The 11,987-nt window shown below is 42.9% G+C and carries 9 protein-coding genes; 5 read left to right on the forward strand and 4 right to left on the reverse strand.

Features of this window, described 5'->3' with window-relative positions:
- The first annotated feature begins 386 nt into the window (after window positions 1-386).
- Window positions 387-782: a DUF5053 domain-containing protein gene (locus tag F597_RS0117295; RefSeq protein ID WP_019541013.1), complete on the forward strand. Its 396-nt coding sequence runs from the start codon at window positions 387-389 to the stop codon at window positions 780-782.
- 345 nt (window positions 783-1,127) lie between these two features.
- Here F597_RS0117295 and F597_RS0117300 read toward each other — a convergent pair whose 3' ends face one another.
- Window positions 1,128-1,700, reverse strand: coding sequence for a DNA-binding domain-containing protein (locus tag F597_RS0117300; RefSeq protein ID WP_019541014.1), 573 nt, complete (start codon window positions 1,698-1,700; stop codon window positions 1,128-1,130).
- A 297-nt stretch (window positions 1,701-1,997) separates the two neighbouring features.
- On the opposite strand from F597_RS0117300, the gene F597_RS0117305 reads away from it, so the two are divergent.
- Window positions 1,998-3,302, forward strand: a complete 1,305-nt coding sequence (locus tag F597_RS0117305) for an ATP-binding protein (RefSeq protein ID WP_026327596.1) — start codon at window positions 1,998-2,000, stop codon at window positions 3,300-3,302.
- A gap of 352 nt (window positions 3,303-3,654) precedes the next feature.
- Here the strand turns inward: F597_RS0117305 and F597_RS0117310 are convergent, their stop codons facing one another.
- Window positions 3,655-4,845 carry an ATP-binding protein gene (locus F597_RS0117310; protein WP_019541016.1) on the reverse strand — a complete coding sequence of 397 codons (1,191 nt, stop codon included), beginning with the start codon at window positions 4,843-4,845 and terminating at the stop codon, window positions 3,655-3,657.
- A 110-nt stretch (window positions 4,846-4,955) separates the two neighbouring features.
- Complete coding sequence (locus F597_RS0117315) at window positions 4,956-6,167, reverse strand: MFS transporter (RefSeq protein WP_019541017.1); 1,212 nt, start codon at window positions 6,165-6,167, stop codon at window positions 4,956-4,958.
- Between the two features lie 307 nt (window positions 6,168-6,474).
- On the opposite strand from F597_RS0117315, the gene F597_RS0117325 reads away from it, so the two are divergent.
- The 3 genes from F597_RS0117325 to F597_RS21135 all read left to right on the forward strand — a co-directional run bounded on the left by F597_RS0117325 (window position 6,475) and on the right by F597_RS21135 (window position 9,204).
- Window positions 6,475-8,139: a tetratricopeptide repeat protein gene (locus tag F597_RS0117325; RefSeq protein ID WP_157279221.1), complete on the forward strand. Its 1,665-nt coding sequence runs from the start codon at window positions 6,475-6,477 to the stop codon at window positions 8,137-8,139.
- Window positions 8,140-8,327: 188 nt separating this feature from the next.
- On the forward strand, window positions 8,328-8,738 hold the full coding sequence (locus F597_RS0117335) for a DUF3244 domain-containing protein (RefSeq protein WP_026327597.1): 411 nt from the start codon (window positions 8,328-8,330) through the stop codon (window positions 8,736-8,738).
- The gene (locus tag F597_RS21135) at window positions 8,728-9,204 is read left to right on the forward strand and encodes an AraC family transcriptional regulator (RefSeq protein WP_019541022.1); all 477 of its coding nucleotides are present in this window, start codon (window positions 8,728-8,730) and stop codon (window positions 9,202-9,204) included. The genes F597_RS0117335 and F597_RS21135 overlap by 11 nt, the downstream gene beginning before the upstream one ends.
- A gap of 131 nt (window positions 9,205-9,335) precedes the next feature.
- Here the strand turns inward: F597_RS21135 and glgP are convergent, their stop codons facing one another.
- Window positions 9,336-11,900, reverse strand: a complete 2,565-nt coding sequence (gene glgP / locus F597_RS0117345) for an alpha-glucan family phosphorylase (RefSeq protein ID WP_019541023.1) — start codon at window positions 11,898-11,900, stop codon at window positions 9,336-9,338.
- Window positions 11,901-11,987 lie beyond the last annotated feature (87 nt).

Genomic DNA, 11,987 nt, shown 5'->3' on the forward strand with positions numbered 1-11,987 from the left:
TGATACATTTAAAAGGCGAAAGATATCCGTCAGGTGACTATATAGGAGATGACCGCAACTTTCAGGAAGAAAACCCGCCGAAAACGTAGGCAATATAGAATGAGATTTAGGATATCGTCTGCATAATAAACAAAAGTTTATTACCTTTGTCGAGTCGAAGAAGGATAATTAACAAAGGAGCGCCATGAAACAGTACGTGTCAAAAGAACGGAGGAAACTGGAAAAGGAACACCTATTTTATCTTCGTAAATACCGGTTCTTCAATCCCGGTTTACACATAAAAATGATCTGGGTTGGATTATATCGCAAATCGTAGAGGAGTTGAAAAGTGATGTTTAACAGAAGGTCTTACCTGATAAGGGGTAAGACACAAAAACGAAAAAAATATGACAACAGGCGAAAAATTTGAAGAGATGAAAAAGAAAGACATAGCTGCCAAATCTGATCGGGAGCGGATGGTTATTGATAAAGAATTAGAACAGCTTGCAAATAACGATCCGGAAGGTTTTGAAGCCGCTTTTATAGCAAGTGCAAAGCAAACGCTTGTAGACGCCAAGCGTTTGAGAATAAAAGAGCAAATGAGAGAGATTACACAATTCGTATCCATGTCGTATATCGCGAAGAATTATTTCAACAAAACAAAAAGCTGGCTTAGCCAGCGTATAAATGGGCACGATGTGAACGGCAGACAGGCTCAATTTACGCCCGAAGAAATAGATACGCTCAACAAAGCGTTTTCCGATCTGTCTCAAAAATTAGCTGCATTTCGTGTTTCTTTGTAAACAACCCCGCATTCGCTACCCGGATGTGGAACCCATTTAATCCCTGATCAGCGGTCAGGGTAAAGGAAAAAGGAAGGTGGCTCCTTATTGTATTACCTTGGCTATAAGAAGGCGAAATGCGTGATAATTCATGAAACTGTTTCCCCGGTTCTTCCAGCAAGCGGATATTCTACGTATCAAGAGAACGGAGGAAATTAGAAAAGGAGCTTGTAGCCTAATATCGAACGATGCGGTATTCTAATAACGAATAGTTTGATAGCCTAATGTCGACCGGTTCGATAGCCTCGTATCGAATAAACCGACAGCCCCGAGTAGAATAGTCCGACAGCCTCGTGTCGAATGCCCTTATACGGTGAGCGGATACTCGAATGTGTATGAACGGGGTTCTTTCAGTAGTGTTTTCGGGGCATCCCCTTTGATACGTATGCGGGTGCCCTTTACATTGACCCCGCCCCCGGGCGTGAGTTGGCTGTTCTCTTTGCCGGAAGTGGTATCCATTACGGAGTTAATGACGGTATCGGAAACAGCCAGTCCCCTGACGTTGACGGTAGTCGATTCCAGGGCCTTTCGCACGTCCGGACTTGGAGCCATGCGTATCGACAGGCTATGCCTGCTACTGTCCCACTGGGCATTGTCCCCTATGAACAGGCCGTTTACCTTTAGCATGAAAAAGCCAAGGCCGAAAGAGACGGATGCCCCGTTACAGAGTTCCTCCACGGCTACTTGTTTGAGGATGTCGAAAGATGCTTTCAGGGTAGTGGCATTCAGGTCGGTCCGGCGGGCTACCGCCGTTCTTATCAGGTCGTCCTCAGTGAGCGATTTACTGGTTACCACACGGCCGAAACGGTCGTCTTTGCGCTTGGTGATCGGAAGGTCGTACAACTCTACCATTACCTTGTTTTTTCCAGTTGTTGCCATTATTATTTGATTTAGATATTGTTTCAAGGATATAGATTTGCTACATTCCTCGTTTCTTTGTAAATGACCCTTCATTCACAATCTCGAACATGGATCCCATTTAGTTCCTAATCCGAAGTCAGGGTAAAGTCATACTATTTAATGAAAAAGTGAATAATTGTTTGCTTTTAGGACTCGGGGTGATAAGTTTTCAAAATATCCTTTGGAAAAATGTATTTTATAACATATTATCCTTTGGAAAAATGTATCTTTGCGCATGGTTTCCTCGGGTAATTTCTTTAAAAGCACAATATTGATATGGAAAGAATAGCAATGAATCATCTAAAAACGTGGAAGCATAAGGCGAAAAGAAAACCGCTTATTGTGCGCGGAGCACGTCAGGTAGGAAAAACGTGGCTGATAAAAAAATTCGGTAGAGAAGAGTATGCACAAATGGCATATATCAATTTTGAGGAGTCAAGAATCATGCAAGGTTTATTCTCCTCTGATTTTGATATTCCAAGGATTATCAATGCCATACAGATTGAGACAGGGATACAGGTGCATGCGGAGAGCACGTTAATTGTTTTTGATGAGATACAGGAAGCTGAGGGAGGGCTTACCTCGTTAAAGTACTTCTGTGAAAATGCGCCCGAATATCATATAATCGCGGCCGGTTCTTTATTGGGCATTTCATTACATAGTACAAAGTCCTTCCCCGTCGGGAAAGTCGAATTCATGGAGCTTTATCCGTTGAATTTCGCTGAGTTTTTGTCGGCCCTTCATCAGAAACCTCTGTTAGACCTTTTACAAAGCAGAGACTGGGGACTCGTGAGAACGTTTAAAGAAAAATACAGCTATTTTTTGCGCCACTATTATTATATCGGGGGGATGCCGGAAGTTGTTTCTTCGTTTATTCATAATAATGATTATGATGAGGTGAGAAGTATTCAAAAAGAAATTCTGACTGCCTATGATCAGGATTTTTCTAAACATGTACCTCCTGATGTTGTTCCGCGTTTGCGGCAGCTATGGAATTCTATCCCCAGTCAATTATCAAAAGAAAACAGGAAGTTTATTTTCGGGTTGATAAAAAAAGGAGCCCGTGCAAGGGAATATGAGATGGCCTTGATGTGGCTTATCGACTGTGGTCTCATATACCAGATCAAACGGATTTCCAAACCGGATATTCCGCTGAAAGGGTATGCCGACAATTCCGCATTTAAAATATATATGTCAGATGTCGGTTTGTTGGCCGCTATGGGGGATATAGACGTAAAAACACTATTGGAAGGTAATGCTATCTTTGAAGAATTTAAAGGAGCGTTGACCGAACAATATGTGCTCCAGCAACTTATTGTCAATCCGGATATGCCGATTTTTTATTGGTCTGCTGAAAAAGCAACGGCAGAAGTGGACTTTGTCATACAATATTCCGGAAAAGTAATTCCAATTGAAGTAAAAGCCGAAGAAAACCTCAAAGCAAAAAGCTTACAATCCTATTGTCAAAAATACAATCCGGATGTTGCTCTAAGGATTTCCATGTCCGACTACCGGGAACAGGATAGGTTAATTAACATCCCCTTGTATGCCTTGGCTATACAGGATATTTTAGAGCCATAGCACAGAAGTTGAAGTTTACAATTTTGGAATTCAATTCCAAAATTGTAAGAAATATTTCAGGGGTTGAAACGTAATAACGTCAACCTGTCATTCGTATCGGACGAAGTCATTTCCAGAATTGAATTACACGATACGATAACGAAAACCCCATGTATATATTATTAAACGAAATACCCGGAGCGATAAAATAGGTAGACGAATGCATAAAAAGTTACTGATTACAAGAGGAAATTCAATCATCCTTACATTGATAAAAAAGATGTCGATGGTGTTGTCTTTACGAATATCTATGAGTTCTTGATGGATGGAGATAGTTTGAAGGCGTGATATTTCTTGTGAGTGTAAATTTCTATTACAATTCGAATAAATCAGTTGGATTCATGCTCAAAAATTGCTCAAAAGGGATACCGTTCGTACCAATAGTAAAAATTCCGTATGGATGAAATTCTTCGTCAAATAATGTTAACCCCTTGCTGACACTTTCTTTCCCGCTTTTTACCTCTAACGCAACGATTTTACTTCCTTTTTCAATCACGAAGTCTACTTCATAACTTCCCCGGTTCCAGTAGTATACGTTAAATCTGTATTTCAATCCACTGTTAATCAAATGTGCACCGACAGCAGACTCAACAAAACGGCCCCACTCTTTGGCTTCGTTACGCAAAATACCGAATGACAAATTTTGCCCCGCGGTGAGCAAAGCATTGTTATGTACCTGAAATTTTGGTTTAGAAGCGCGCTTTCGTATTACATCAGCAGCATATTTCTCTAATCCCGAAAGTAAACCGGCTTCCTTCAACAGATTAAGATATCCCGATAAGGTTGTTAAATTCCCGGATTCCTGTAATTCTCCCTGTACTTTCGTCAAAGACAATATCTGGGAAGAGTATTTACAACCTATATCGAATAAACGTTTGAGTAGTATTGGTTTATCCACACGGGTCATCATCAGTATATCTTTTGAAATAGTGCTTTCCACCAGTGAATCACGTACATAATCTTTCCACCGCTCCTCGTCAGAGACTAATGATGCTGATCCCGGATAACCCCCAAAATAAATGTACTGTTCAATATTCCAGCCAAAAGCTTCGCGCATCTCTTCGAAAGACCAATGCGTGATGTTGGTTAATTCGTAACGGCCCGCAAGAGATTCGGTAAGCCCCTTCTGAATAAGAAGACGTGAAGAACCCAACAGGACGACTTTGATGTTGGTATCGGAAAATGTGTCTTCATCCCATTCCTTTTTTACCGCCTCACTCCAATTCGGGGCCTTTTGTACTTCATCAACAATAAGTAAAAACTCTTTTATGTTGTTTTGTTGCATTTGGAGCCGTGCATTTCCCCATTCCCGCCTGATCCATGTGGTGTCCGCAGCATATAAATCATCAGCCGTAACAAAATAATGAGGCATATCTGTTTTTTGCAAGAATTGTTTGATTAATGTGGTTTTTCCTACCTGACGAGGTCCAACCACTACCTGTATAAACTTGCGTGGTTCAGAAATCCTTTTTGTAATATCTTTTAAAACAGCTCTTTCAAACATGATAAATAAATTATTAGGTGCACCTCGTTAAATTATTAGGCAAATATAATAAATTATTTCCATTTCTTCTGAAAATCACCGGGTCGATTGCACATTGGGATAAAACTTACTTACCCTTGCCGGTCGAGCCGCATGGCGGAGGGGGTGAGGAAAGCCGCAACCCCTATTAAAAGGATTATGATCCCTGATAGGATAAAAGATGTGGTGAGCCCCAGTCCGTCGGCAAGGAATCCGATTCCGACTAGTCCTAACATTGCCGGTATAAGGCTGAAAGTGAAAAACATGGAGAAGACCCTTCCCAGTGCTGTGGGATCTATCTTAGTCTGTATCAATCCTGTGAAGGCCGAGTTGTAAACCGCTCCAGAAACACCTCCGATAGCGGTCAGCACGGCAAACCAGACAAATCCGTCGGGTGACAGGAGACCCGACAACAAAAAGGTAAGCCCACACAAAAGGTACATCCAGTTTACCAATGCAACGCGATTGACTTTGTAGACCTTCGCTCCCATGATAGCGCCCCCCGCCAATGCGCCCACACTCCATATCGCTTCTATAATACCAGCCTGGAATTCTGTCCCTTTGAAATACTCCAGCGTCATCAGGGGGAACAGTACACTAATAGGAACCAGGAAGAATACCACCAGTACGGAATATAGGAAAACAAGGCTTAATCCCCTGTTCCTGAGTATGATCATGGCCCCTTCTTTCATTTCCTTTAAAATATCCCTCTCTTTTCCTTCTTCTTTTTCCGGATTGGGGATATGTACAAAGAAAAGCGATGTGACCGCCAGCAAAGCGCCTGCTACGTCAAATAGAAGGACATATTCTATATCCCATATAGTTATCAGCATAGCGCCAAGAGCCGGACCGGCAATCTGACTGACCGAGGCTATGATCTGGTTTACTCCCGCGATGCGGGTCAACTGGTCCGTGGGAGCAAGCAAAGGCACTGAAGCCTGCATCGCCGGCATATGGAATGCCGAACCTATTGAGCGCAGCCCCAGCAGAGCGAATATATGCCATATCTGTGCTATATCAAGCCAGAAAAGGGTTGCCAGTACCAGTGTACACAACGCGATGAAGGAGTCGGCAAGCATCATGATCCGTTTACGGTTCCAGCGATCGATCAATGCTCCGGTGAAAGGGCCAATGACCGTTTGGGGTAACAAGGCGGCAATAGCCACCCATGCAAGCATTTCAGCTGAACCGGTTTCCAGGCTGATCCATATAATGATAGCGAAATTAACAAGGCTACTGGTCAATATAGAGAAAAACTGACCACTCCAGATGATCGCAAAGGCTCTCTTCCAATTATTATTCATCCTGTTTGATTATAAAAACCGCAATTATAGTTAACGATAGTGCTATAACGGCACAAAAGTAATAACAGTTTATGGATTGACAGAATTTAGGGAAATAATACCGGTTAATTGAGATTTTTTATCTTTTTACACCATGATTCCATATTTCATCAGTTGTCTTTTTTTCTGTGAATGATACCTTACAAATGTTTACAAATATACCAATACCGGATTATGATGTCACGGAAGTTATGAAATTTGGACACCACAGGAAAAAAAATACTATATTTGTATTCTTTTTCATTTGAGATTATAATAAATGCGGCGCGTGTTCATTTTTTCGCTGTTCCTGGTTTGCCTTGTTATCTGTAATTCTTGCAGGAACAAGGCTGATGAACGCATGTATCAATGGTTGTCTTATTGGGACAGTATGGTCGATAGTGTACCGCAACTTGTGTCGGATAGCCTTCAAAGAGTTGATCCTGAAGATCTGGGCCGATCTAACAGAGCTTATTACGGCCTGTTAAAGGTGATATCGGACGATAAGACCTATGTCAATTTCACCAGCGACTCCCTGATCAACTCCGTTACCGAGCACTACCGCCTTCACGACCCTAAGAACAGGAATTATATCCGCGCCCTGTCCTATCAGGGGATTGTCCGCACTCGGATGGGAGTGAGGGACAGTACGGTATATGAACCGCTCAGGGAAGCCGGTAAATTGTTTGCCTCGATGGCTAATCCGGACCCCTCGCTGGGATACATGATCAATTACTTCCTAGGCAATATTCACTATAACAACCGGAATTACACGTCGGCGGACGAGTACTTTCGTCAGACCCTTAGGTATGCCCGTGAAGAGAGGGACTCCATCCACCTGTTCGATACCTATCTGGCGCTCTACTGGAACGAGATGGAGCAGGAAAAATTCGACAGAGGCAAATTATACCTGGACACCCTTTCCGGTTTTTACAACCGATTGCCTGGGAAAGACTATTTTATCTTAAATGCCCAATCCATTTATTATGATGTAAACGGTGAACCGGAAAGAGCATTGGAACGGGAAAAGACTAAGCTCCTTTTGTTCAGAAATCAGGAGGAAAATATTGAACTCTCAAGGGTCTATTACAATATTTCCTATAGATATGTCGGGCTGGAACAGTTGGATAGCGCCATGTTATATGCGCAGATGGCAATAGATTGCATTGAAGATCCGTCTTTTATGCAGAATTATCTTTATTACCATAATGTAGCCAATATTGCCGAGAAGCAGGGCGATTTCGCCCTATCCAACAAATACCTGAGAGACGCTTTTGAATTATACAACCAATCTATCAGCGACCGGTTGGATACCCGGATCGTGGAACTGGAAAAGAAATACGACCTGTCGGAGGCGGAGAACGAGGCGCTCAGGGCTCGCCAGCAGAGCCTCCGCGTTATCATCGGCGCCCTGATACTGGTCATTATCCTGATCTTTATTCTAATGTATTCATGGAAAATAAGGAGAACCGCCAAGTTGAAACTGTTGAATGCCGAGTACAAGATGCAACAGCAGGAACTGCAGGCAAGGATATTAAGGGAGGAGGCAGGCAAACGCAAATGGCTGTTGCAACTCTACAGCCATATATCGGGCCGGCTTGCTTTCCTGCAGGGAGAGATTGAAACGCTTACCCAACGTTATATCTCTTCCCATCCGAAAGTGTACAGGGAAATGGAGACGATCTTGAAAAATACGGACACCGATTTGCGAGATATTACTAAAACCCTTGCTATGGATGACGAGACCTTTTACTCCTATACCCGACTCAGAGATGAAGAAGGTATATTCAATGCTACCGAAAAAATGTTGCTGATGCTGTTGGCCTGTGATGCCGATAACCGGCAACTGGCCACTTTTATGAATACCAGTTTGGAGAGTGTCCGGGTGAGAAAATCGCAACTCAAGAAAAAAATGCAGGAAAAAAATATGGATACGAGCCTGTTCAATGAGTAAAAATACCGGAAAGCACCGTTAAACTGCTTCTGTTAAATCTATTGATAATCAATTGTTTATATGCTTTAGAGCCGTTAAATTTCCGGTAGGGTATTGTTTTTTCTGTCATTACTCTGTTATTTTGTGTCTGTAATTCATAATTATTCAAGAAAAAAATTATCATAATTAATTATTAAAAGAATTAGGATATGAAAAAGACAATGTGGGTGTTTTTCTTTATGACAATGTGTAGTGCATTTCTGTTTTCGGTCTCCGCGCAAAGTCAACTCGCGGACAGGATTAATTTGAGCCGGGAAGGAGGAACTACCCGGGGGGCGTCGGCGATGAACCAGTCGTATGGTGTTCAGGCTGCAACTCCGATTGTAGAGGCTTATAATTCCGAACAGGTGATCTCCATATCGGTGCAAAACTATCGCGGTGGTGCATGGGTTGAAATTATTGGTCCGAGGGAAGTAAAACAAAGTTATATTGAAGTATATGACATGGGTTTTGATGTAGTGAATCTTTCCGGCCTCCGTGCAGGACAATACACCATACGTATTACACTCGGTACGGAAGTATATACAGGAACATTTAAAAAAGAATCTTATGGACGCTAAGGCTAAAATAAACAAAGAAGACGTACGCAAATATTTGCTGACGGATGTGGCATCATGCACATTTACTTTCTCGGACGGGTTGAAGAGCAAGGTTACTCCATCGCCCGATAATGAGATCGTACTTGTGAAACTGATCCCGCGTACTTCAAAATCAAAACGCTTTGAGGATAGTGTGTTGAGTAATTACTCTTCTGCAAGAAATATGAATGAACTGGCAAAACTATGCAAATATGACTGTCTAAGGACATTTACCCGCCACTTCAAGAAATGCTTCGGACAAACGCCCTATCAGTGGATGCTCGATCGTAAAATGGAAGAGATACAGTCTCTGGTACTTAACTCTGATATTAGTATTACCGAGATATCCAGGATGTATGACTTCAAAAGCGTGTCGCATTTGGTGAACGCTTATAGTAAGAGGTTTGGTATTTCACCGCATAAAAGCAGATTATCGAATGCTATCTGACTCTACCCTTTGATAATAAAGAAGACACAATCTTCGTAATTGTTTTCGATTACTATTTCTTTGTGTGTCGGTGAAATTGAAAAAGCGCCACTCGTGAGAGGGCGCTTTTTTTTATCTCATTGGCGACTGTATTATATCCATCGCATATAGGCGAAATCCATCCTGTGAGGCAGGTCGGGATTTTTTGGATATACACGCAGGCCATACTGGTGTATACCGGGATCGTTCAGCGCTTTACGCGATTCGAAATAGAGCAGGGAACCTTCGGTCTTGACAAGATCGAATTCGTATGACTCCACAAACTGAGGCTCTTTGTTCATCGTATCGTGATCCACAACTACGCATTCAACACCTAAGTCACAGATCATATCTTTCCTGTCGATTATAACACGACCGTAAACCTCATGGTGTCCGTTATTGAAATTTACCTTCTGGTTGGGATTGAACTCTAGTTTGACGACTTCCAACTTATTCCATTTTGAGGCCGTATCTATTTTCCACTCCACAATCTCCCTGGCTTTTGCATAGTTGTTATCGTGGAGCAAATGAGAGCGACGTGCCAGTTTATTGTAGAAACGGTCGAAATAATCGTCCATCATCCGTTTCGTAGTGAAATGAGGAGCTATTTCGGCCATTGATTTCTTGATATATTGTATCCATTCGTGGGAGTAACCGTTGCTGTTATGCGCATAGTAGAGTGGTACGATCTCGTTCTCAAGCAGAGAGTAGATTGTAGAGGCATCCAGCTCATCCTGATAAAACTGGTTGTCGTAGGTTCGCTCGTCGGTCAACGCCCAGCCGGCACCTTCTTTATACCCTTCATACCACCATCCGTCGAGCACCGAAAGGTTCAATACACCGTTCATCTCAGCTTTTTCACCGGATGTTCCCGATGCTTCCTGTGCACGGGTGGGGGTGTTCAGCCAGATATCCACACCTGATACCAGTCGTTTTGCCAAACGCATATCGTAATTTTCCAGAAAGATGATCTTGCCGAGGAATTCCGGTCGACGTGATATCTCCACAATCTGTTTGATCAATCCTTGTCCGCCCCCGTCGGCAGGATGCGCTTTCCCTGCAAAAATAAACTGCACCGGATATTTTGGGTTATTTACAATCTTTGACAGACGGTCGAGGTCGGTAAATAACAAATGTGCCCGCTTATAAGTGGCAAAACGGCGGGAGAAGCCTATCAACAATGCGTTGGGATTGACCTCTTCCAGCATGTTCATAATTCTTGAAGGGGCTGCCTGGTTTTTGAGCCATCCATCTTTGAATTCAGCCTGGATATAATCTACCAGCTTCTTTTTCAGATGCATGCGGAGTTTCCATAATTCGTCGTCACTCACGTTATAGATATTTTTCCAGATTTCGGTATTTGACTGGTCATTGTAAAACGACTCGCCGAAATATTTTTCATAGAGCGCCTTTACCGAAGAAGTTGCCCAACTGGGCAGGTGAACGCCGTTAGTCACATAACCTACATGCAACTCTTCCGGGAAATAACCTTTCCACACAGGCTGGAACATTTTTTGCGAGACAGTGCCATGAAGTTTGCTTACACCATTGGCTTCCTGCGCGGTATTCAACGCGAATACGCTCATGGAGAATTTTTCATGCGACCCGGGATTGTCGCGTCCCATATCCATAAATTGTTGCCAGGAAATACCAATACTTTGTATCATGGGTGCCATGTATTTGGTAATCAGTGGCTCATCGAAATAGTCGTGACCTGCCGGTACCGGCGTATGAACTGTATAGAGCGATGATGCACGCACTACCTCTAACGCTTCCTGAAATGAAAGTCCCTCTTCGACCACGTAATCTCGCAAACGTTGAATGTTGATGAAAGCGGCATGTCCCTCATTCATGTGATAGACATCTTTGCGGATACCGAGTTTCTTCAGCAGCAATATCCCGCCGACGCCCAGCAGAAACTCCTGTTTCATTCGATTTTCCCAGTCCCCTCCATACAACTGATGAGTGATGGGACGGTCATACTCGCTGTTATGTTCCATGTCGGTGTCCATCAGGTAGAGGTTGATGCGTCCTACAGCCACTTTCCACACATTTGAATAGATCGGGCGGTCGTGGAAGGGTACTTCCAGTATCATAGGAGATCCGTCTTCGTTCATCACCTGGGTGATGGGGAGATTTCCAAAATTTTGTGCTTCGTAGTTGGCGATCTGCTGTCCCTCCACCGAGAGGGTTTGCGTGAAGTAGCCGTAACGGTATAGAAATCCAACCGCAGTCATATCCACATTGCTGTCGCTTGCCTCCTTCAGGTAGTCTCCAGCCAGGATTCCCAAACCACCGGAATAGATCTTTAATACATGCGATAACCCGTATTCCATACTGAAGTAGGCCACGCTAGGCCGTTCACTGTTGTGCGGGACGCCCATATAATCTTTGAATCGCTCATAGACACGCTGGATGCGTTCCAGAAACTCATTGTTTTTCAATATATTTTCAGTGACTTCCGAGCGTAAATTTTGTAATAATACGACCGGATTTTTTCCACTCTTTTCCCATTCCTGCGGGTCTAAGACCTCGAATATGGCTTTTGCTTCTTCATTCCATACCCACCATAGGTTATGGGCAATTTCCTCCAGCGGACGTAGCTGGTCAGGCAATTCGGCATGTACATGAATATCTTTCCAGATAGGAGAGTTTGAATAACTTGACTGAATAATCATTGCTGTTATTTTTATTTTCTTTTATATTTACTGTTTTAATAATAATCGTACAAAAAGGGGCAATATAGCCTGTAGTATCTGCTGTTT

This window comes from Proteiniphilum acetatigenes DSM 18083 (genome assembly GCF_000380985.1).
GTDB classification, from domain to species: Bacteria; Bacteroidota; Bacteroidia; order Bacteroidales; family Dysgonomonadaceae; genus Proteiniphilum; species Proteiniphilum acetatigenes.

Excerpts from the sequence above, each read along its gene's own strand:
- F597_RS0117295 (WP_019541013.1), top strand. The coding sequence starts at position 387 with ATGACAACAGGCGAAAAATTTGAAGAGATGAAAAAGAAAGACATAGCT.
- F597_RS0117335 (WP_026327597.1), top strand. The coding sequence starts at position 8,328 with ATGAAAAAGACAATGTGGGTGTTTTTCTTTATGACAATGTGTAGTGCA.
- F597_RS21135 (WP_019541022.1), top strand. The coding sequence starts at position 8,728 with ATGGACGCTAAGGCTAAAATAAACAAAGAAGACGTACGCAAATATTTG.
- F597_RS0117305 (WP_026327596.1), top strand. The coding sequence starts at position 1,998 with ATGGAAAGAATAGCAATGAATCATCTAAAAACGTGGAAGCATAAGGCG.
- glgP (WP_019541023.1), bottom strand. The coding sequence starts at position 11,900 with ATGATTATTCAGTCAAGTTATTCAAACTCTCCTATCTGGAAAGATATT.
- F597_RS0117300 (WP_019541014.1), bottom strand. The coding sequence starts at position 1,700 with ATGGCAACAACTGGAAAAAACAAGGTAATGGTAGAGTTGTACGACCTT.
- F597_RS0117310 (WP_019541016.1), bottom strand. The coding sequence starts at position 4,845 with ATGTTTGAAAGAGCTGTTTTAAAAGATATTACAAAAAGGATTTCTGAA.
- F597_RS0117315 (WP_019541017.1), bottom strand. The coding sequence starts at position 6,167 with ATGAATAATAATTGGAAGAGAGCCTTTGCGATCATCTGGAGTGGTCAG.